Origin of the sequence: Microbacterium meiriae (assembly GCF_025143875.1) — a bacterium.
GTDB classification, from domain to species: domain Bacteria; phylum Actinomycetota; class Actinomycetes; order Actinomycetales; family Microbacteriaceae; genus Microbacterium; species Microbacterium meiriae.
This window is the reverse complement of the sequence record NZ_JAMBDU010000033.1, coordinates 1-20,032: the sequence shown is the minus strand read 5'-3', so window position 1 is coordinate 20,032 and position 20,032 is coordinate 1. Positions and strand designations below refer to the sequence as shown.

19 protein-coding genes and 1 tRNA gene are annotated in these 20,032 nt (G+C 70.6%); 13 read left to right on the top strand and 7 right to left on the bottom strand.

What is annotated here, in order from left to right; all coding sequences use genetic code 11:
* Positions 1-4: 4 nt before the first annotated feature.
* From rho to lysA, 4 genes are all read right to left on the bottom strand, one after another.
* Positions 5-1,954: a transcription termination factor Rho gene (gene rho, locus M4D53_RS15840; RefSeq protein WP_363332875.1), complete on the bottom strand. Its 1,950-nt coding sequence runs from the start codon at positions 1,952-1,954 to the stop codon at positions 5-7.
* Between the two features lie 164 nt (positions 1,955-2,118).
* Positions 2,119-3,084, bottom strand: a complete 966-nt coding sequence (gene thrB / locus M4D53_RS15835; RefSeq protein ID WP_259954996.1) for a homoserine kinase — start codon at positions 3,082-3,084, stop codon at positions 2,119-2,121.
* Positions 3,085-3,089: 5 nt separating this feature from the next.
* A complete protein-coding gene (locus M4D53_RS15830) occupies positions 3,090-4,394 on the bottom strand; it encodes a homoserine dehydrogenase (protein ID WP_259954979.1) in 1,305 nt (434 codons plus the stop codon).
* A gap of 21 nt (positions 4,395-4,415) precedes the next feature.
* Positions 4,416-5,834: a diaminopimelate decarboxylase gene (gene lysA, locus M4D53_RS15825; RefSeq protein WP_259954977.1), complete on the bottom strand. Its 1,419-nt coding sequence runs from the start codon at positions 5,832-5,834 to the stop codon at positions 4,416-4,418.
* Between the two features lie 146 nt (positions 5,835-5,980).
* Here lysA and M4D53_RS15820 point away from each other — a divergent pair, with 146 nt between their 5' ends.
* Genes M4D53_RS15820 through M4D53_RS15805 form a run of 4 tightly spaced genes read left to right on the top strand, consistent with a single transcriptional unit; the run spans position 5,981 to position 9,319 of the window.
* Positions 5,981-7,066 carry a YihY/virulence factor BrkB family protein gene (locus tag M4D53_RS15820; protein ID WP_259954976.1) on the top strand — a complete coding sequence of 362 codons (1,086 nt, stop codon included), beginning with the start codon at positions 5,981-5,983 and terminating at the stop codon, positions 7,064-7,066.
* Positions 7,067-7,118: 52 nt separating this feature from the next.
* A complete protein-coding gene (locus tag M4D53_RS15815) occupies positions 7,119-8,009 on the top strand; it encodes an alpha/beta fold hydrolase (protein ID WP_259954974.1) in 891 nt (296 codons plus the stop codon).
* Positions 8,002-8,583 (top strand): TetR/AcrR family transcriptional regulator, encoded by a 582-nt coding sequence (locus M4D53_RS15810; protein WP_259954972.1) that lies wholly within the window; start codon positions 8,002-8,004, stop codon positions 8,581-8,583. Before M4D53_RS15815 ends, M4D53_RS15810 begins: the two co-directional genes overlap by 8 nt.
* 1 nt (position 8,584) lies before the next feature.
* Positions 8,585-9,319, top strand: a complete 735-nt coding sequence (locus M4D53_RS15805) for an alpha/beta fold hydrolase (protein ID WP_187663803.1) — start codon at positions 8,585-8,587, stop codon at positions 9,317-9,319.
* 15 nt (positions 9,320-9,334) lie between these two features.
* Here M4D53_RS15805 and M4D53_RS15800 read toward each other — a convergent pair whose 3' ends face one another.
* On the bottom strand, positions 9,335-10,177 hold the full coding sequence (locus tag M4D53_RS15800; RefSeq protein WP_259954970.1) for an LmeA family phospholipid-binding protein: 843 nt from the start codon (positions 10,175-10,177) through the stop codon (positions 9,335-9,337).
* 7 nt (positions 10,178-10,184) lie between these two features.
* Positions 10,185-11,849 carry an arginine--tRNA ligase gene (gene argS, locus M4D53_RS15795; protein ID WP_187663801.1) on the bottom strand — a complete coding sequence of 555 codons (1,665 nt, stop codon included), beginning with the start codon at positions 11,847-11,849 and terminating at the stop codon, positions 10,185-10,187.
* Between the two features lie 93 nt (positions 11,850-11,942).
* Here argS and M4D53_RS15790 point away from each other — a divergent pair, with 93 nt between their 5' ends.
* The 9 genes from M4D53_RS15790 to M4D53_RS15750 all read left to right on the top strand — a co-directional run bounded on the left by M4D53_RS15790 (position 11,943) and on the right by M4D53_RS15750 (position 17,702).
* Positions 11,943-12,752, top strand: coding sequence for an SGNH/GDSL hydrolase family protein (locus tag M4D53_RS15790; RefSeq protein ID WP_187663800.1), 810 nt, complete (start codon positions 11,943-11,945; stop codon positions 12,750-12,752).
* Between the two features lie 16 nt (positions 12,753-12,768).
* Positions 12,769-12,841, top strand: a tRNA-Arg gene (locus tag M4D53_RS15785).
* A 399-nt stretch (positions 12,842-13,240) separates the two neighbouring features.
* Complete coding sequence (locus tag M4D53_RS15780) at positions 13,241-13,519, top strand: helix-turn-helix domain-containing protein (protein ID WP_187663799.1); 279 nt, start codon at positions 13,241-13,243, stop codon at positions 13,517-13,519.
* 31 nt (positions 13,520-13,550) lie between these two features.
* Positions 13,551-13,745 (top strand): type II toxin-antitoxin system HicA family toxin, encoded by a 195-nt coding sequence (locus M4D53_RS15775; protein WP_187663798.1) that lies wholly within the window; start codon positions 13,551-13,553, stop codon positions 13,743-13,745.
* Entirely contained in the window at positions 13,742-14,125 is a 384-nt protein-coding gene (locus tag M4D53_RS15770) for a HicB family toxin-antitoxin system (RefSeq protein WP_187663797.1), read from the top strand. Before M4D53_RS15775 ends, M4D53_RS15770 begins: the two co-directional genes overlap by 4 nt.
* A 237-nt stretch (positions 14,126-14,362) precedes the next feature.
* Positions 14,363-14,536: a hypothetical protein gene (locus M4D53_RS15765; RefSeq protein ID WP_164498170.1), complete on the top strand. Its 174-nt coding sequence runs from the start codon at positions 14,363-14,365 to the stop codon at positions 14,534-14,536.
* Positions 14,537-14,597: 61 nt separating this feature from the next.
* Positions 14,598-15,884 (top strand): Na+/H+ antiporter NhaA, encoded by a 1,287-nt coding sequence (gene nhaA, locus M4D53_RS15760; RefSeq protein WP_259954968.1) that lies wholly within the window; start codon positions 14,598-14,600, stop codon positions 15,882-15,884.
* A gap of 100 nt (positions 15,885-15,984) precedes the next feature.
* Positions 15,985-17,133, top strand: coding sequence for a zinc-dependent alcohol dehydrogenase (locus M4D53_RS15755; protein ID WP_187663795.1), 1,149 nt, complete (start codon positions 15,985-15,987; stop codon positions 17,131-17,133).
* A 2-nt stretch (positions 17,134-17,135) separates the two neighbouring features.
* Positions 17,136-17,702 carry a hypothetical protein gene (locus tag M4D53_RS15750; RefSeq protein ID WP_259954967.1) on the top strand — a complete coding sequence of 189 codons (567 nt, stop codon included), beginning with the start codon at positions 17,136-17,138 and terminating at the stop codon, positions 17,700-17,702.
* A 29-nt stretch (positions 17,703-17,731) separates the two neighbouring features.
* On the opposite strand, the gene M4D53_RS15745 is transcribed toward M4D53_RS15750, so the two are convergent.
* Positions 17,732-19,903 (bottom strand): heavy metal translocating P-type ATPase, encoded by a 2,172-nt coding sequence (locus M4D53_RS15745; protein WP_259954966.1) that lies wholly within the window; start codon positions 19,901-19,903, stop codon positions 17,732-17,734.
* Between the last annotated feature and the right edge of the window lie 129 nt (positions 19,904-20,032).

Here is a 20,032-nt window from a genome sequence, read left to right as displayed (position 1 = left end):
GGCCTCAGCGGATGTTGTTGTCGTGCCCGTGGGCGCCCGAGGGCAGCGTCGGGATCGACTTCTGCATCTGAACGAGGAACTCCACGTTGGAGTGGGTCTCCTTGAGCTTGCCGAGCACGACCTCCAGCGCCTGCTGCGGGTCGAGGCCGGCGAGAGCGCGGCGCAGCTTCCAGGTGATCTTGACCTCGTCGGCGGAGAGGAGCATCTCCTCGCGGCGGGTGCTGGACGCGTTCACGTCCACCGCCGGGAAGATGCGCTTGTCGGCGAGCTGGCGGGACAGGCGCAGCTCGCTGTTGCCGGTGCCCTTGAACTCCTCGAAGATGACCTCGTCCATCTTGGAGCCGGTCTCGACGAGCGCGGTGGCGAGGATCGTGAGGGATCCGCCGTTCTCGATGTTGCGGGCGGCACCGAAGAAGCGCTTCGGCGGGTAGAGTGCGGATGCGTCGACGCCACCGGTGAGGACGCGGCCGGACGCCGGAGCGGCCAGGTTGTACGCGCGTCCGAGGCGGGTGATCGAGTCGAGCAGCACGACCACGTCGCGGCCCAGCTCGACGAGGCGCTTGGCGCGCTCGATCGCGAGCTCGGCGACCGTCGTGTGGTCTTCGGCTGGCCGGTCGAAGGTGGAGGCGATGACCTCGCCCTTCACCGTGCGCTCCATGTCGGTGACCTCTTCCGGGCGCTCGTCGACGAGCACGACCATGAGGTGCACCTCGGGGTTGTTCTGCGCGATCGCGTTGGCGATCTGCTGCAGGACGATCGTCTTGCCGGCCTTGGGGGGCGCGACGATCAGGCCGCGCTGGCCCTTGCCGATCGGTGCGACGAGGTCGATGATGCGCTGCGTCAGCTTCTCCGGAGCCGTCTCCAGGCGCAGACGCTCCTGCGGGTAGAGCGGCGTGAGCTTGCCGAACTCCACGCGGGTGGCCGCGTCGTCGACCGAGAGGCCGTTGATGGAGTCGACCTTGACGAGGGCGTTGTACTTCTGGCGGCCCTGCTGCTCGCCTTCGCGCGGCTGCTTGATGGAGCCGACGACCGCGTCGCCCTTGCGGAGGTTGTACTTCTTGACCTGGCCGAGCGAGACGTAGACGTCGCTGGGCCCGGCGAGGTAGCCGGTGGTGCGCACGAAGGCGTAGTTGTCGAGCACGTCGAGGATGCCGGCGATCGGGATGAGGACGTCGTCCTCGGTGATCTCGGTCTCGAACTCGTCGACAGGGCCGGCGCCGCGACGCTTGTTGCGCTGACGGTTGCGCCCGTTGCCGTTGCCGGACTGGTCGTCGTCGGCCGGTGCGTTCTGCGCCTGCTCCTGACCGCCGCCCTGCCCGCGGCCGCGGTTGCGGTTGCGGTTGCGGCTGCGGCCTCGACCACCCTGCTCGTCGCCGTTGTCTCCCTCGCCGGACGCGTCCTTCGCGGGGGCGTCCGCCTCGGCCTCGTTCTTCGCGGCAGCGCCGTCGTTCTTCGGCTCGTTCTTCGCCGCGTCGTTCTTGGTGCGGCCGCCCTGGGCGGTGCCCGCGTCGGCCGTCTCGGTCGCGCCGTCGGCCGGTGCCGCCTCGGCCTTCTCGGTCTTCGCCTCGGGGGCCTCGGCGTCCGCCTTCTTCGTGCGACGGCCGCGTCCGGACTTCGGGGCCTCGGCCGGTGCCTCGGCGGCCTCGGCAGCAGGCGCCGGCTCGGCGGCGGCGGTCTCGGCGGGGGCCTCGGCGTCCGCCTTCTTCGCGCGGGTGCGGCGCGGAGCCTTCGCCTTGGGCGCGGCTTCTGCCCCCTCGGCGGAGTCGCCGGCAGCGGCGGGAGCATCGGCGGTGCCGGACTCCTCCGCCTTGGCGGCCTTGGCAGCGGCCGTCGCGGTGCTCGCCCGGCGCGGCGCGCGCTTCTTGGCCGGAGCGGACTCGGTCGCCTGCGCGGCGACGGGGGCGTCGGCGGTCGGAGCCGCCTGATCGTTCTGGGTCTCGGAGAGGTTCTCCACGAGTACTCCCTTATAGGTCATGGGAAATGAGCGTGAACGCGCACAACGGGTGCTGCGCACGATCGCACGGGCTGACGCTCGGCGTCAGCCAGCCTCGGCACTTGGGCCTCAGGGGTTTGCGTGCGGGTCTTGCAAGAGATGCAATGGGGCCAGATTCACGAATGCTACGTGGAGCCCTCCGCTCGATCCCCCACTGTACCACCACGGACGTCGACGGCGAGCAGGAGCGCCTCCCACGGGGTGTCGGTCACCCGATTGGCCACCTCGACGGCGTCCAGGCGACTGCCCGGACCGTCCGCGAGGACGAGCACACTGGGGCCGGCGCCGGAGACGACGGCGGCGAATCCGGCGGCCCGCAGCGCCTGCACGAGGCGCTGCGTCTCGGGCATGGCGCCGGCGCGGTAGTCCTGGTGCAGGCGGTCGGCGGTCGCGTCCAGCAGCAGCTCCGGGCTCTGCATCAGCGCCGCGATGAGCAGAGCCGACCGGGACACGTTGAACACGGCGTCGGCCGTGGAGACGTGCGGCGGCTGCAGCGAGCGGGCCTGCGAGGTCGACATCGTGTACGCGGGGACGAGGACCAGGGGCGAGACGCCCCGATGCACGAGGAGCTTCTTGTGCTGCGGACCCCGCTCCCCCATCCACGCGATCGTGAGCCCGCCGAACAGCGCGGGCGCCACGTTGTCCGGGTGGCCCTCGAGCTCGGTCGCGAGGCGCAGCAGATCGGTGTCGGAGAGGTCGACGTCGCCGGCCAGCAGCCCCTTCGCCGCGAGCACGCCGGCAGCGACGGCCGCACCGGAGGACCCCAGGCCGCGGCCGTGCGGGACCGCGTTCTCGGCCACGATGCGCAGGCCGGGCATCGGCCTGCCGACGTCCGCGAAGACGTAGGCGATCGTCCGGACGATGAGGTTGGACGCATCCCGGGGGATGTCGGCGGCGCCCGAACCGGAGACCTCGATCTCGAGCTCCCCCTCCGGCAGAGCGGTCACCTCGAGACGGTCGTAGATGCTCAGCGCCAGGCCGAGCGTGTCGAAGCCGGGGCCGAGGTTGGCGCTCGTCGCCGGCACCGTCACCTCGACCGTGCGGCCGATGCGGGCGCCGTGCTCCTCGCGAGCGGGAGCCGTAGCCGTCACCGTGGTCACTCGCCTTCCACCCGGAGGACGGACACCACACGGGCGACGACGTCGCTGTCGCCCAGCACGTCCACCGTGTCGCTGAGGGCCTGCTCGGTCGCACGGTGCGTGCCGATGATGAGGCGAGCGGTCGGCTCGTCCTCGCCCTCGACGGTCTGGACGACGGTCGCGACGGACACTCCGCCGTCGCTGAGGATGCCCGCCACGGTCGCGAGCACGCCGGGGGCGTCGGAGACCTCGAGGGTGATCTGGTACCGCGTGGTGACGTGGCCGATGGGCACGACGGGGAGATTCGCCCGGGTGGACTCGCCCACGCCGACGCCGCCCGCGATATGCCGACGCGCAGCGGAGACGACGTCGCCGAGGACGGCCGAGGCCGTCTGCACGCCGCCGGCGCCCGCCCCGTAGAACATGAGAGAGCCGGCGGCCTCCGCCTCGACGAAGACGGCGTTGTTGGCACCGTGCACGGAGGCGAGCGGGTGGGACACGGGGACGAGTGCCGGGTAGACCCGCACCGAGATGGACTCGGCGCCGTTCGCCTCGATCCGCTCGCAGACGGCGAGCAGCTTGATGACGAAGCCGGCCGCGCGGGCCTCCTCGATCATCGACGCGGTGATCGAGGTGATGCCCTCGCGATGCACCGCCTCCAGCGGCACCGCGGTGTGGAAGGCGAGGCTGGCGAGGATCGCGGCCTTCTGCGCGGCGTCGTAGCCCTCGACGTCGGCGGTGGGGTCGGCCTCCGCATACCCCAGGCGCTGCGCGTCGGCGAGCACGTCGGCGAAGTCGGCGCCCTCGGTGTCCATCCGGTCGAGGATGTAGTTCGTGGTGCCGTTGACGATGCCCATGATGCGCACGACGCGGTCGCCGGCGAGCGAGTCGCGCAGCGGACGGATGATCGGGATGGCGCCGGCGGCCGCCGCCTCGTAGTACACCGACGCGCCGACGCGATCCGCGGCCTCGAACAGCTCCGGCCCGTGGGTCGCCAGCAGCGCCTTGTTGGCGGTGACCACGTCGGCGCCGGAGCCGATGGCCTGGAGGATGTTGGTGCGGGCGGGCTCGATCCCGCCGATCAGCTCGATCACGATGTCGGCGCCGAGGATGAGCGACTCGGCATCGGTCGTGAAGAGCTCCTTCGGCAGCTCGACGTCGCGGGGCGCGTCGAGGTTGCGCACCGCGATGCCCGCCAGCTCCAGCGCGGCACCCGCGCGGTCGGCCAGCTCGTCGCCGTGGCGGAGCAGGAGGGCCGCCACCTGGGAGCCGACGGCTCCGGCGCCCAGCAGCGCCACGCGAAGTCGTCTGTAGTCAGTCATGGGTGCTCCTTCTGGGGTGGGTCATCGTGCTCCCTCGGGGGCGTGCGCCCCGTCGATGCCCGCGTCGCGGGCCAGCAGGTCGTGGACGGTCTCGCCGCGGACGATCACCCGCGAGCGACCCTCGCGCACCGCCACGATCGGCGGCCGCGGGACGTGGTTGTAGTTGCTCGCGAGAGAGGCGCAGTACGCGCCCGTCGCGGGCACCGCGAGCAGGTCCCCCGGGGTGACGTCGCCGGGCAGATATTCGTGATCGACGACGATGTCGCCGGACTCGCAGTGCTTGCCGACCACCCGGCTCAACTGCGGGTCGCCCGTGCCCGCGCGCGAGGCCAGGCGGGCGGAGTAGCTGGCGCCGTAGAGAGCCGTGCGGGCGTTGTCACTCATCCCGCCGTCGACGCTGACGTAACGCCGGGTCGCCCCCGAGGCGACCGTGACGTCCTTCGTCGTGCCGACCTCGTAGAGCGTCACGCCCGCAGTGCCGACGATCGCACGCCCGGGCTCGAACGACAGCGCCGGCACGGGGATGCCGCGCGCCGCGCAGCCCTCGGCCACCGCCGCGACGATGCCGCCGGCGAGCTCGTCGATGGGGGTGGGGTCGTCGATGCGGGTGTAGGCGATGCCGAACCCGCCGCCGAGGTTCAGCTGCGGCACGGGGCCGTCCTCGAGGAGGGCGGCGTGCAGTTCGAGCACGCGGGAGGCGGACTCGCGGAAGCCGGCCACGCCGAAGATCTGGGAGCCGATGTGGCAGTGCAGTCCGGCGAACTCCAACCCGGGGATCTCGCGGATCCGTGCCACGGCGACCTCCGCCTCGGCGAGCGGGAAGCCGAACTTCTGGTCCTCGTGCGCCGTGGCGAGGAAGTCGTGGGTCTCGGCGTGGACGCCGCTGATGACCCGGACCATGACGCGCTGCACGGCGTCGGTGCGGGCGGTGATGGCGGCCAGGCGCTCGATCTCGATCGCGCTGTCGACGACGATCGTCCCCACGCCGAGGGCGACCGCGCGCTCGAGCTCGGCGACCGACTTGTTGTTGCCGTGGAAGCCGAGCGAGGCCGGAGCGACCCCCGCGGCGAGGGCGACTTCGAGCTCGCCGCCGGTGCACACGTCGATGCGGAGCCCCTCGTCGACGACCCACCGGGCGACCGTCGTGCACAGGAACGCCTTGCCCGCGTAGTACACCTGCGCGGTCGTGCCGTGGGCGGAGGCGGCGCGGTCGAAAGCGTCGCGGAAGGCCCTGGCGCGGCGGCGCACCTCGTCTTCGTCGAGCACGAGGAGCGGCGTGCCGTAGGCCCGGACGAGCTCCGGCGCCGTCACACCCGCCAGCACGAGGGCTCCGTCCTCGTCGCGCTCCGTGGAGGACGGCCAGACCCCGACCGCGAGATCGTTCGGGTCGTCGGGGACGACGAGCCAATCCGGAGCGAGCGTGGCGGCAGAGTCGAGCACGGAACACCAATCGTGGGACGGATCTCGGGCGGAGGCGCACATCGAGTTGCCCCGATTCTAGGGCACCCCCTGTCCCCGCCTGGTCATGGTGACACGCCGCGTCAACCCCCTGGGGAGGGGTGCCGAGCGGCTCATAGGGTGGGGGCGTGGCAGACACCGACACGCGAGACTCCGAGAACCGTTCCGCAGCCCCGGCCCGACCGGGACTCGTCGCCCGCATCACGGGACCGGTGATCGCTTGGGCCCTGGCCCGGCGCCCGGTCAGGGCGGTGCTGCTGTACTCCGAGCGCCGCGGTCCGATGCTCGCCGACAGCGTGACCTACCGGGCCCTGTTCAGCGTCTTCGCCGGCGTGCTCCTCGGCTTCTCGCTCGCGGCCCTCTGGCTCTCCGGAAACCCGGAGGCCTGGCGCGCGATCATCGACGCCGTGCAGTCCGCGGTCCCCGGGCTCATCGGTGAGGGCGGTGTCATCGATACGAAGGACCTCCGGACTCCGGCGTCGTTCTCGATCGCCGGCATCATCTCCCTCGTCGCGCTGATCGGTGCCGCGCTCGGCGCCATCGGCTCGCTCCGCACGGCCATCCGGACCATCGCCGGCACGATCCAGGCGGACATCCTGTGGATCTGGGTCATCGTCCGCAACCTGCTTCTTGGCATCGGCATCGGCCTCGCGTTCGTGCTCGCCGCCGGGATCACCTTCATCGGACAGCTCGGGGTGACCTGGATCGGCGACCTGCTCGGGGTGCCGTCGGATTCGCCTCTGCTCGCCTGGACGGTCCGGATCCTGTCGCTCCTCGTGGTGGTCATCCTCGACGCGGCTCTGATCGTGGGGGCCTTCCTCCTGCTGTCCGGCGTCCGACCCGCTGCGCGGTCGTTGTGGAGCGGCGCCTTCCTCGGCGCCTTCGGTCTGATCGTGCTGCAGCAGCTCTCCGGGCTCTTCGTCGGCGGTGCGACGAGCAACCCCCTGCTCGCCTCGTTCGCCTCGCTCCTCGCGCTGCTGATCTGGCTCCAGCTGTCCACCCAGGTCATCCTCGTCTCGTGCGCCTACATCGTCACGGCCGAGGAGGAGCGCGGTGACCGCCTGCACGAACGGTTCGGCGCACGGACGTTCGTCCAGCGGCGACTGCAGCGCGCCGAGGTGGACGTCAAGATCGCCACAGCCGAGCTGCGTGACGCCCAGCGTGCGGCGGCCGAGGAGAACGGCACCGCCGAGAAGGCGGCCGAGAAAGACTGACCATCCTCGTTGTGACCGCAGTCGATATGGTGGTCACAACGAGAGGGGACGCATGTCCGCACCACGACGGCACACCGTGACCGTTCCCGGCGCGCGGGTGTCGGTCGCGGAATGGTGCCCCGCGGCGGAGACGCAGCCGCCCGCGCTCCTTCTGCACGGCGGCGGCGCCGACAGTGCAGAACTCTCCTGGGGCGAGGTCGGACCGGCGTTGGCGGCCGCCGGACACCGCGTCGTGGCACCGGACCACCCCGGGTTCGGGCGCAGTCCGCGCCTCGAAGCGCCGCTGACGCAGGAGCGCCTGGTGCAGTACGTCGGCGACCTCGTCGATGCCCTCGACCTGCAGGCCTACGTCGTCGGCGGACTCTCCCTGGGTGCCGGGTTGGCGTTGGGCCACCTCCTCGACCGCCCGGACGCTGCGCTCTCCGCCGCCCTCCTCGGCAGCTACGGGCTGATGCCACGGCTGACGGACGGACGCCTCGGTGCCCTCTCGCACCTGTCGACATTCCTGCTCCTGCGTTCGGGGCTGCTCGGCGCCATGACACGCGCCTACGCGCGCGACCGTAAGGCGATGATGCGCGGCCTCCAGGATCTCGTGCACTCCCCGGACGCCCGCAACCCGGCTCTCGTCGATGCGGTGCTCGCCGAGGCAGCGACCGGATCGGGTCTCACGACGTTCGGCGACTGGCAGCGGGATCAGGTGCGACCGCTGCGACTCCGCACCGACTACCGCGACCGGCTCGCCGAGATCCGGGTCCCCGTCCTGCTCGTGCACGGCGACCGGGATTCCGGCGTGCCTCTTCGGAGGATCGAGGAGGCGGCGGACGCGCTGCCGGCCGGCCGGCTCCTGGTGGCACCGGGAGCCGGACACTGGGTGCAACGCGACCGCCCCGACCTCGTGATCCCCGCCCTCCGGGACTGGTTCGCCCGAGGCTCCGATGCCTAGGCCGCTCGTGCCCGACCGGCGCGCTCGCATCCTCGATGCCGCGGAGCGGATGGTGCTGACCCACGGGTTCGATGCCATGAGCGTCGCCGCGATCGCACGCGCGGCCGGCATCGGCAAGGGCGCGGTCTACCTGGAGTTCGCGGCGAAGCGCGACATCCTCGACGCGCTGCTCCAGCGCGGCACGTCTCGGATCGCCGATGCGGTCGCCCGTACCGCAGGACCGCAGCCCTCGCTCAGTGCCCTCTACCGCGCCACAGCTGCTGCCCTGCTCGGCGACGAGCTCATGACGGCCGCGTTCCTCGACGACGCGGGAGTGCTCGGTGCGCACGTCGCCGCGCAGCCACCCGCCCGGTACCGGATGCGTCACGAACAGGTCGTCGCCGGGATCCGTGAGCTGCAGGAGCAGGGCCGGATCGTGCCGGACGTGGAGCCCGAGGCCCTGGCTCTCGCGTTGTCCAGTGCCACGCTCGGCCTGCTCTCCGCGGCCCGCACCCTGGGGCCCCTCGATCGCGCGACGCTGGAGAGCGCCATCGACACGGTCGGCCGCATGGCCGCGAGCTTCGAGACGGAGTGACATGCATCACGAGACGACAGGCTCCGCAGGAACCCCTCCCCTCCTCCTGCTGCACGGGGGCGGGGTCGCCGGCTGGATGTGGGAGCCGCTGCGCAGTCACCTCGACCCCGCACGGCGGGTCATCCTCCCGGATCTTCCGGGACACGGTGGCAGCGCGACAGCGGACTACGTGTCGCACGAGGAGACGGTCGCGGCGCTCGTCCCGCTGCTGGAGCAGGAGACGCAACCGGCGACCGTCGTCGGGTTCTCCCTCGGCGCCCAGCTCGCCGTCCTGCTCGCGGCACGACGACCGGACCTCGTCGCCGACGCCGTGGTCATCAGCGCTCAGGCGGAACCGCTGCGCGCCGTCGGCCCGACCCTCGCGCTGCTCCGCCTCACGGCAGGGCTCGCCAGGAACGAGCGCTTCGCCCGCCTTCAGGCCCGCGAGCTGTTCATTCCCGACGCGCTGCTCCCCCGCTATCTGGAGACCTCCGCGGCCATCTCGCGCACGACCCTGCTGCGCGCGGTAGAGGAGAACCTCCGTTTCACGCCTCCGCCCGCGTGGCGCGCGCATCCCGGCACCGCCCTGATCCTGGTCGGTGCGGAGGAGAAGCCGATGATGCGCCGCTCCGCCGCGCTGCTGGACCGGGTGCATCCCCGCAGCACCCTCGAGGTCGCCGAGGGGTGCGGACACGGCATCCCCCTGCAACGGCCGGCGGAGCTCGCCGCGCGTCTGGAGGAGCGCCTGGCCACCTGACCGGTGCGTGACCGCTCAGCGGTCGCAGGTATCCTTCTCCTGGAGCGTCTCGTCCGTGACGATCGCCCCGTCCACGTCGATGTCGATCACGGCCTGGTCGTCGACGATCTCGATTCCCGTCAGGGTGAGGCCGGCCGGCAGCTGGTCCGCGATGCAGACGCGCCGCGGTTCGGTGATCCCCTCGCCGAGGGAGCCGAACGACGAGCCCACACGATCGAGATCGATGTCGACGCCGCCGATGCTCGCCGCCACCGGGGTGAGTTCGAGGTCGCCCTCGACAGCCCCGGGGGTCAGGGTCACGGATACCGGCACCGCGGTGCCGAGCACGTCGAACGAGCCGCCGAGGGTCGCGTTCGGTGCCACGAACTCCACGGTGTCGACAGGGAGTTCCGAGTCGGCGAGCAGAGCGGTGAACTGCTCCTGGTCGATGCGGATGGTGCCGTCCGCGCCGTCGAGGTCGCCGCCCCGCAGCGGAACGCCCGTCGCCGTGACGTCGGCGGCACCGGTGATGCCCTGCAGCGTGACGGCCTCCGTCGACAGGCGCAGGGTGTCGAGACGACCGGCGAGGAGCTGTGGGAGGAGGATCCCCTCGGTCTCGACGTCCAGCTGCTGGTCGGCAGGGAGGTCGAGCTGCTCGATGACGATCGATCGGACGACACCGGGCAGCACCGCACGGGCGACGAACTCGGCCGCGACCACGAGGGCGGCGAGCACGACCACGACGATGAGCACGACCCACGGCCACCGCCGGCGACGACGTCCGGCACCGCCCCGACCGTCCGCCGCGTCCGGGACCACGAGCGTCGGGTGCTCGTCCGAGGGCTTCGGATACGGGAGGGTGTGGTTGTCGTCGCTCATGGCGCTCCTACATGCGCTCGGGCGCGGACACGCCGAGCAGGTCGAGTCCGTTGCGGAAGACCTGGCCGGCGGCATCGTTCAGCCACAGGCGCGTGCGGTGCACGTCCTCCACCGGGGCGTCGCTCAGCGGGATCACCCGGCAGTTGTCGTACCAGCGGTGGTACAGGCCGGCGAGCTCCTCCAGATAGCGCGCGACGCGGTGCGGCTCGCGCACCTCGGCCGCGAACGCCACGATGCGGGGGAACTCCTGGAGCGCGCCCAGCAGCGCCGCCTCGGTCTCGTGCGTGAGCGTCTCCGGGGCGAAGACGGAGCGGTCGACGCCGGAGTCGGCGGCATTGCGCGCGACGTTGTGGGTACGGGCGTGTGCGTACTGCACGTAGAACACCGGGTTGTCGTTCGTGCGCTTCTGCAGCAGCTCCGGGTCGAGGTCGAGCGGCGAGTCGGCGGGCGAGCGCTCCAGCGAGTAGCGCAGCGCGTCCGTGCCGAGCCAGTCGAGCAGGTCGTCCATCTCGATGATGTTGCCGGCACGCTTGCTGAGGCGGGCGCCGTTGATCGAGACCATCTGGCCGATCAGCACCTGGATGTTCTTCGCGGGGTCGTCCCCCGCCGCCCCCGCAACCGCCTTGAGGCGGTGCACGTAGCCGTGGTGGTCGGCGCCCAGCAGGTAGATCTTGTCGCGGAAGCCACGGTCGCCCTTGTTCAGGTAGTAGGCGGCGTCGGCGGCGAAGTACGTGTACTCGCCGTTCGAGCGGCGGATCACGCGGTCCTTGTCGTCGCCGAAGTCCGTCGTGCGCACCCATACGGCGCCGTCCTCGTCGAACACATGGCCCTGCTCGCGCAGACGGTCGACGGCTTGGTCGATCAGGCTCGATCCCGAGGCGTCCTTCGCGTGGAGGGTGCGCTCGGAGAACCACACGTCGAACGGCACGTTGAAGCGCTCGAGCGAGTTCTTGATCTCCGCGAGCTGGTACTCGTAGCCGAGCTCGCGGGCGACCGTGAGCTGCTCCTCCTCCGGGAGATCGAGCAGGTCGGGACGCGCTTCGAGCACGCGACCGGCGAGCGTCGCGATGTACTGCCCCGGGTAGCCGCCCTCCGGCGTGGGCTCCCCCTTGGCCGCGGCCAGCACGGACGCGGCGAAGCGGTCCATCTGCACGCCCGCGTCGTTGATGTAGTACTCACGGACCGCGCGGGCGCCGCTCGCGAGGAGCAGGCGCACGATCGCGTCGCCGAGGGCGGCCCAGCGCGTGTGCGCGATGTGGAGAGGACCGGTGGGGTTGGCCGAGACGAACTCGACGTTCACGCTGACTCCCTCCTGCGAGGAGTTCGTCCCGTAGGCGGGACCGGCGTCGACGATGACCTTCGCGAGCGCACCGGCGGCGGCGGCGTCGAGACGGATGTTGAGGAAGCCCGGACCGGCGACCTCCACGCTCGCGATACCGTCCACATCGGCCAGTCCGCCGGCGATCTGCTGGGCGAGTTCACGCGGGTTCGTGCCGAAGGGCTTGGCCAGGCGCATGGCGATGTTCGAGGCCCAGTCGCCGTGGTCGCGGTTACGCGGGCGCTCCAGCACGATGTCGGCGGCGGAGAGGTCGAACGGCTCGCCCGGACGTCGTTCCTCGGCGATGGGGGCGAGGACGGCGAGGAGGGCGTGGGCGAGCGTTTCAGGATTCATAGACTCCCCAGTTTACGGGGGCGCGCCGCCCCTCTCCGCCGCCCCTCGTCGCGAAGAGTTTGCGTTCCGCGTTCCGTGATCTACTCTCATGCCATGAACGCCCCCGCCGCCTCTCGTCGACTGCGCATCGCGGGCGTCGCCACCGCTCTTCTCGTCGCCGTCGCCGCGGGGGTCCTCGGAGTCTGGCGCCCCTGGGTTCCGGCGCCGTCGTCCCTCCCCGTCGGCGCGGCAGCCGGAGACGAATCCATCGCGGTGATCGCTCCCGCGCCGCTCGCGCTCCCGGAGGAGCCGACCGTCCTCGTCTTCGGTGATTCCTGGACCTACGGCTCGGCCGCCTCCGACCCCACCCTGGGGTATGCGTACGTGCTCGCCGACCTCCTGCGCGGCACGACCATCGTGGACGGCGTCCGGGGCAGCGGCTACCTCAAGCCCGGCATCGACGGCCCCACCTTCGGCGAGCGCATCGCGGCACTGGACCCGGCCCTCGACCCGGATCTCGTCATCATCCAGGGCTCCATCAACGACCGGGCGCAGGGCGAGGCCGGCTATCGCGACGCCGTGACCGCCGCATGGGACGCGCTGACGGCGCGCTACCCGGAGGCGGCGATCGTCGTGCTCGGGCCCGCGCCGCACGAGCTCCCGGTCGGGGCGCAGACGGCACGGATCGATCGGGACCTCGCGGCTCTCGCCTCGGCCCGCGGCTGGTGGTACATCTCCCCGATCGAGCGGGACTGGATCACCGACGAGAACTATCTCGCCGTCATCGACGTGGAGGTCGGGCGCAAGCATCCGTCCACCGACGGCCACCGCTACCTGGCGGAGAAGCTGGCCGCAGCGCTCGACGAACTGCGCGCCGCGCCGGTCACCGAGGCCGGTGGGTCGGAGACCACCCCCGACGAGTGATATTGTCGATCGGTACGCCTCCGTAGCTCAGTGGATAGAGCGCCGGTTTCCGGTACCGTAGGTCGCAGGTTCGACTCCTGTCGGGGGCACTAGAAAACACTGGGAGAGCTGGGGAAACCCCGGCTCGCAGTAGCCAAAACTGTGGCCACCTCGATTTTCGAGGTGGCCACGTTTTTATCGGCGTTTCGCGCTCAGGCGGCACGTTTCAGCCGTCCGCGGAACCGTTTTGCCGATCCGCTCTCTCACCATCCGCGCCGTCACCGGGCCAGCTTCGATTCCTTGAATGGATCGCCCGGCGGTGGAGGAGCGTCCAGTAGCGGACTTCACTGATGTGGCGTTGGGCCGCGGATGGGGTGGGTGTCGGTTGGGGCGCTTCGGGTCTCGGTTTCGACTGCGAGTACCGGGCGTCACGGTTCCGATGATCGCTGTGGCGTCAGGCATCCGCTTCTCTAGATGACACGCAATTGAGCGGCATTTACGATGCGAGCATGGGGATCAACTACGCCGCCGCGACCACTGTGCAGCTAAGGGCCGAGATCGCGGGAGCCGGGCGCAGTATCCGAAACGTCGCTGCGGAACTTGGCGTCGACTACACCACTCTGTTCAGGGCGGTCACTGGCGGGAGGCCGATTCGAGTGCAGACTGTCTTTGATCTGCTCGAGGTTCTCGGGGTGACTCCAGGCGTATTCTTCGCGCGCGTTCAAGAGAGGGCTGAGCGGGTGGCCGAAGAAACCGCAGCCACCCATCGCCTGTCTAGGCTCCCTTGATGCCACTGTCTACCCTGGGTAGACTATACTCATGGTCAGCGAGCAACCCACCCGGAAGATGGTCAAGGCACTACGGGCCGCCGGGTTCACCGCGGTCCGAACGGTTGGGTCGCACACCGTCTGGGCAAAGGAAAACACCAGCATCAGCGTCCCGGACGGGCACAAGACGATCTCTCCCGGCGTTGTTCGCCAGATCAACAAGGCAATTGAGGAGGCCACCAAGTGAAGAGCTATGAGGTCATCGTCAGCCGTGAGGGAAAATGGTGGATGGTCGCCATCCCCGAGATCGATGGGCTCACGCAAGCCCGCACGATCAAGGAAGCGCATCAAATGGCAAAAGAGTACATCGCCGTCACCCTCGATATTCCACTCGATTCATTCGGAATTCACGTCAAAGCTGAGCGCATCGGGACTGTAGAGCACGTCACGCAGATCCTCGAAGACATCAAGATCGAACGCGCGGAGGCCGAGAGGAAAGAGCGCGAAGCGAATGAGCGAGCTCGAGCGTTGGCCAAACAGCTAGCCGCTCAAGAGATCACTCTTCGGGACATAGGCGACTTGTTCGAAGTTTCTCACCAACGCGCGCATCAGCTCGTCAAATCGTAATTTCACCCTGAATGCGGTTCGCTCGCGCAGCAGGTACCCGTCTGATGCGATGCCCGTGTTAGATGAGCTGAAGGCGACCGCGGGTAATCGAACCAACCGATCTGCTTGCTGAGGCCTGGGCAATTGGATCGGATACTTCACTTGAGACAAGAGGGATCGTCCAGACGGACGGTCCCTCTTCTCGTGCGCCCAGGGTCCCGTCAGCAGCCCCGACGCACGGACCGGTAGCCTGGATCCGTGCCCTCCCTCCTCATTGCCGGTTCGACGCGCGCTCCGCGCCGTCTGTCGTCCGCGACGCCGATGACGGAGTGGATGCGCGTGGTCCTGCACCCCGGCACGAACGGGTGGACGAGCGTCTGGGGCACCCTCTCGCACGGCGAGATCGCGGGCTGCCCGCCGCCACAGGGATAGGCCGCACCCGGACGGGTGCGGCGACATCGCGTCACCCATCCATCTGCCGTGAGGTATCCCTGTGTCTTCATCGTCGTCCCCTGCCCGTTTCCGTCTCGCGCCGCATGAGCTCTGGCGCGGCATCCGCTCCACCGCCCGCAGCGACGTGCTCGGCGGCGGTCTGCTGCTGACCGCCACGCTCGCCGCCCTGATCCTCGCCAACTCCCCCGCCGCCCCGTGGTACGAGGCGATCAGGGACTTCCGCTTCGGTATCCCGGAGTGGCACCTCGAGCTCAGTGTCGGTGCCTGGGCCGCCGACGGCCTCCTCGCGGTGTTCTTCTTCGTCGTCGGTCTGGAACTGAAGGAGGAGTTCGTCGCCGGGCGCCTGCGTGATCCGCGCCGTGCCGCGCTTCCGATCGCCGCCGCGGTCGGCGGCGTGGTCGTCCCTGCCCTGCTGTTCGTCGCGATCAACGCGACCTCGGGCGCCGACGTGCTGCGCGGGTGGGCGATCCCCACGGCCACGGACATCGCGTTCGCGATCGCCGTTCTCGCCGTGGTCGGCCGCTTCCTCCCGCCGGCCCTGCGGGTGTTCCTGCTGACCCTCGCGATCATCGACGACCTGATCGCCATCACGATCATCGCCACCTTCTACACCGAGACCATCAGCTTCCCCTGGCTGATCCTCGCGCTCCTCCCCCTCGCAGGCTTCGCGCTCGTCGTGCAGAACGGCATCCGATCCTGGTGGATCCTGCTCCCCCTCGCTCTCGCCGTGTGGGCATTCGTGCACGCCTCGGGGGTGCACGCGACGGTCGCCGGCGTGCTGCTCGGCTTCATGGTGCCGGTGCGCCCGACGGACCGCGCGCGGGTGCGCACCGGAACGGACGGCGACGGTGCCCCGGTGTACGACGGGCTCGCCGCGCACTTCGCCGACCGCTGGGGCATCGTCGCGACCCTCGTCGCCGTGCCGGTGTTCGCGTTCTTCGCGGCCGGGGTCGAGATCGGCGGCATGAACGGCCTCGTCTCGGCGCTGACCGATCCGATCACGATCGGGATCATCGTGGGGCTCGTGCTCGGGAAGCCCATCGGCATCCTGCTCACGACCTTCCTGTTGAGTCGCGTGCCGACCCTGCGCCTCGATGAGTCGCTGCGCTGGCCGGATCTCGCGGGCATGTCCCTGCTCGCGGGCATCGGGTTCACGGTCTCGCTGCTGGTGGGCGAACTCGCGTACGGCAGCAGCAGCGTCGCGGACGATCACGTGAAGATCGGCGTCCTCGTCGGCTCGCTCCTCGCCGCGGTCCTCGGTGGCCTGGTGCTCGCGGCCCGCAGCCGTCGTGCGCGTGCGGAGACCGGGGCCCTCCCCGAGAGGTGAGCACCCGCTCTACGCTCTCCTGCGCCGTTCGTCAACGCCCTGAGTGATCCTCGAGGCGGTGCTTAGCGTCGGTCACCCCGACGCAGCGAAGGAGCACCCGATGAAGGCGATGACCTACCGCGGACCGTACAAGATCCGGGTCGAGGAGAAACCCGATCCGACGATCCAGCATCCGAACGACGCCATCGTGCGGGTCACGAGGGCTGCCGTCTGCGGATCGGATCTCCACCTCTTCCACGGCATGATGCCCGACACCCGCATCGGGCACACCTTCGGTCACGAGATCGTCGGGGTGGTGGAGGAGGTGGGCTCCTCGGTGGAGACGCTGCGCCCTGGCGACCGGGTGATGGTGCCCTTCAACATCTACTGCGGGTCGTGCTACTTCTGCCGTCGCGGCCTCTTCTCGAACTGCCACAACGTGAACCCGAACGCGACCGCCGTCGGCGGGATCTACGGCTACTCGCACACGACAGGCGGGTACGACGGCGGGCAGGCCGAGCGCGTCCGTGTGCCGTTCGCCGATGTCGGCCCGTCGGTGATCCCGGAATGGCTCGCCTCGGAGGATGCGCTGCTGCTCACAGACGCGTTCTCCACGGGCTACTTCGGTGCTCAGCAGGGTGACATCGCCGAAGGGGACACGGTGGTCGTGTTCGGCGCCGGTCCCGTCGGCCTCGCCGCCGCGCGCTCGGCCTGGTTCCTCGGCGCGGGACGCGTCATCGTCGTCGACCACCTGGACTACCGGCTCGAGAAGGCCAGGCAGTTCGCCTTCGCCGAGACGATGCACCTCCATGAGGTCGGTGACATCGTCCTCGCCCTGAAGAAGGCGACCGGCTACCTCGGCGCCGACGTGGTGATCGACGCGGTCGGCGCGGAGGCGGACGGCAGCGTCGTCCAGCACGTGACCGGCGCGAAACTGAAGCTGCAGGGCGGCTCCCCCGTCGCCCTGAACTGGGCCATCGACAGCGCGCGCAAGGGAGGGACGGTCTCGATCCTCGGGGCTTACGGGCCGCTGGTCACCTCCGTCCGTCTCGGGGACATCGTCAACAAGGGACTCACCGTGCGCGGCAATCAGGCTCCCGTGAAGAGGCAGTGGCCGCGACTGCTCGAACACATCCAGGCGGGGCACATCCGTCCGTCCGAGCTGCTCACCCATCGCTTCCCCCTGGAGCACATCGCCGAGGCCTACCACGTGTTCTCGTCCAAGCTCGACGACTGCATCAAGCCGCTCATCGTCGTCGGAGAGGAATGACCATGCCGTACCAAGGATCTCGACCCGTCCCCGCGCCGACCCCCGACGAGCTGCGCGCCCGGATCCCGGGCTGGGGCGCCGACCTCGCCCCGGAGCACCGCCGCACCTGGCAGCAGGTGGATGATGTCGGCGACACCGGCGCCCATTGGGACCTCCCGGAGCGTCAGGGCCCCGACCGCGGCCGCGAGCGCTCGATCGAACACGGCATGCTGCCCCCGGTCTGGGGCACCGCGCAGCCGCTGCACGGCGTGTCCGGAGCCATCCGGCGCGTGGCCTACGATCGGTTCAGCGAGACGAAGAACACCCGCTGGCTGCTGCTCGTGCTGGGAGACCGTGTGGACGCCGTGACGGCGCATGCCCGCTCCCTGGTGACCCGGCGACCGGACGATCCGATCACCCAGACCGGCGTCCTCGCGGAGCCCCGCCACCGTCCGCTCGCATCACGGTTCGGACGAGGCCGCATCGATCTCCGGCACACATGGCTCGACCCGATCATCGTCGTCGGGCCGTGGGTGCTGACGGTGGTCCTGAGCGTCCGCGCTCTCCGCCGCCTCGGCCGCCGGCACTGAGCCGGGACCGAGACGGCGGCGTGTGAGGCTCAGCGCTGCAGGATCTCTGCGGTGACGACCTCCGGACGGAGGTCGAGCCGCCGCAGCAGCTGCGCGTTGAGGGCCACCACGATCGTCGACAGCGACATCAGCACCGCACCCACGGACATCGGCAGCACGAAGCCGATCGGCGCGAGCACCCCCGCGGCGAGCGGCACGGAGAGCAGGTTGTACCCCGCCGCCCACCAGAGGTTCTGCTTCATCTTCCGGTAGGAGGCACGGGACAGCTCGATGACCGACAGCACGGCGCGGGGGTCGTCGCCCGCGAGGATGACCCCCGCGGACGCGATCGCCACGTCGGTCCCTGCGCCGATCGCGAGACCCACGTCGGCCTGGGCGAGGGCGGGCGCATCGTTCACGCCGTCTCCCACCATCGCGACCTTGCGGCCCTCGCGCTGCAACTCCTGCACCTTCGCCGCCTTGTCCTCCGGCCGGACGCCGGCGAACACGCGGTCGATGCCGAGGTCCGCCGCGACGGTGTGCGCGACGGCCTCCGCGTCACCGGTGATCATCACGACCTGGACGCCGAGCGCATGCAACGCATCGACCGCGTCCCGCGACTCCGGACGCACCTCGTCCGCGAGCTTGAGCGCCCCGACGACCTGGCCGTCACGCAGCACGTGCAGGATGATCGCACCGTCTGCACGCCAGCCCTCCGCGACGGGGAGCTCCTGGGCGTCCTCCTCCGTGAGCAGATGCGGGCCGCCGACCCGGATCACAGTTCCGTCCACCGTCGCGGTCACACCGACCGCAGGAGAAGACGAGAAGTCGCGGCTGGCCGGCACCGGGAGCTCCTTGTCGCGCGCAGCGCGCACGATGGCCTTCGCCAGCGGATGCTCGCTGTCGGCCTCGGCGGCCGCGGCGAGCGCCAGCACCTCGTCCGCGGTCTTCGCGCCGGCCACCGACACCTCGGACACGACGGGCTCGCCCTTGGTCAGGGTGCCGGTCTTGTCGAACAGCACGGTGTCGACGGTGCGCATGCTCTCCAGGGCGAGCCGGTCCTTCACGAGGACGCCGCCGCGCGCCGCACGCTCGGTCGCGATCGACACGACGAGCGGGATGGCCAGTCCCAGTGCGTGCGGGCAGGCGATCACGAGGACGGTGATCGTGCGGATCACGGCGTCATCCGGCAGACCGACGGCGCTCCACACGACGGCGGTGATCACGGCGGCACCCAACGCGAACCAGAACAGCCAACCCGCGGCCGTGTCGGCGAGGCGCTGCGCGCGAGACGAGGAGTTCTGCGCTTCCGTGACGAGCCGCTGGATCCCCGCGAGCGTCGTGTCGTCGCCGGTCGCGGTGATCTCCACGCGCAGCCCGGAGTCGGTGGCGACGGTGCCCGCGGTCACGGGGTCGCCGGTCGCACGGGTGACCGTACGGGACTCCCCCGTCACCATGGACTCGTCCATCGAGGCGCGGCCGTCGACGATGCGACCGTCCGCGGGGATGCTGCCGCCGGGGCGCACCACCACGACGTCTCCCACGCGGAGGTCCGAGGGAGAGACGCGCACGACCTGATCGCCCTCGACGCGCTCCGCCTCGTCCGGCAGGAGGGCGGCCAGCGAGTCGAGGGCGGAGGTGGTCTGCGCGAGCGACCGCATCTCGATCCAGTGCCCCAGCAGCATGATGACGATCAGCAGGGCGAGCTCCCACCAGAAGTCGAGCTCGTGGTGCAGGAGGCCGAGGCTCGCTCCCCACGAGGCGACGAACGCCACGGTGATCGCGAGACCGATGAGCAGCATCATCCCGGGCTTGCGCGCACGGATCTCGCTGACGGCGCCGGTGAGGAACGGCTTCCCTCCCCACACGTACATGACGGTGCCGAGGACCGGCGACACCCATGCCAGGCCCGGGATGTCGGGGAGCGGGTAGCCGAGGATCATCGCGAACATGCCCGAGAGCAGCACGGTGGGGACCGCGAGGACGAGCATGATCCAGAACAGCCGCCGGAACTGGGCGACGTGGTCGCCATGACCGCCATGGCCCCCGTGACCTCCGTGTCCCTCGTGTCCGGTGTGCCCGGTGTGCCCGGTGTGTCCTGCGTGGTCCGTGTGGTCTCCGTGCGCGGTGTGGTCCGCGTGTCCGGAGTGGCTCGTCTGCGTCCCGGTCCCGGCTGCCGCGGGGTGGCCGTGCGCGGAATGGTCGTGGTGCGAGGTGCTCATGTCTTCCCTCCAACGTCGATGATGCCGTGGGGGGGGGGGGGGGGGGGGGCCCCCCCCCGGGGGGGGGGGGGGGGGCCCCCGGGCGGGCGGCGGGGGGGGGGGGGGGGGGGGGGGGGGGGGGGGGGGGGG

What these genes read in the sequence shown, in the direction of transcription:
- M4D53_RS15800 (WP_259954970.1), bottom strand. Translation starts at nt 10,177, where the DNA reads ATGAGCGACGACAACCACACCCTCCCGTATCCGAAGCCCTCGGACGAG.
- M4D53_RS15745 (WP_259954966.1), bottom strand. Translation starts at nt 19,903, where the DNA reads ATGAGCACCTCGCACCACGACCATTCCGCGCACGGCCACCCCGCGGCA.
- M4D53_RS15810 (WP_259954972.1), top strand. Translation starts at nt 8,002, where the DNA reads ATGCCTAGGCCGCTCGTGCCCGACCGGCGCGCTCGCATCCTCGATGCC.
- M4D53_RS15790 (WP_187663800.1), top strand. Translation starts at nt 11,943, where the DNA reads ATGAACGCCCCCGCCGCCTCTCGTCGACTGCGCATCGCGGGCGTCGCC.
- M4D53_RS15805 (WP_187663803.1), top strand. Translation starts at nt 8,585, where the DNA reads ATGCATCACGAGACGACAGGCTCCGCAGGAACCCCTCCCCTCCTCCTG.
- M4D53_RS15830 (WP_259954979.1), bottom strand. Translation starts at nt 4,394, where the DNA reads ATGACTGACTACAGACGACTTCGCGTGGCGCTGCTGGGCGCCGGAGCC.
- M4D53_RS15815 (WP_259954974.1), top strand. Translation starts at nt 7,119, where the DNA reads ATGTCCGCACCACGACGGCACACCGTGACCGTTCCCGGCGCGCGGGTG.
- M4D53_RS15750 (WP_259954967.1), top strand. Translation starts at nt 17,136, where the DNA reads ATGCCGTACCAAGGATCTCGACCCGTCCCCGCGCCGACCCCCGACGAG.
- M4D53_RS15775 (WP_187663798.1), top strand. Translation starts at nt 13,551, where the DNA reads ATGGTCAGCGAGCAACCCACCCGGAAGATGGTCAAGGCACTACGGGCC.
- M4D53_RS15755 (WP_187663795.1), top strand. Translation starts at nt 15,985, where the DNA reads ATGAAGGCGATGACCTACCGCGGACCGTACAAGATCCGGGTCGAGGAG.
- argS (WP_187663801.1), bottom strand. Translation starts at nt 11,849, where the DNA reads ATGAATCCTGAAACGCTCGCCCACGCCCTCCTCGCCGTCCTCGCCCCC.
- M4D53_RS15780 (WP_187663799.1), top strand. Translation starts at nt 13,241, where the DNA reads ATGGGGATCAACTACGCCGCCGCGACCACTGTGCAGCTAAGGGCCGAG.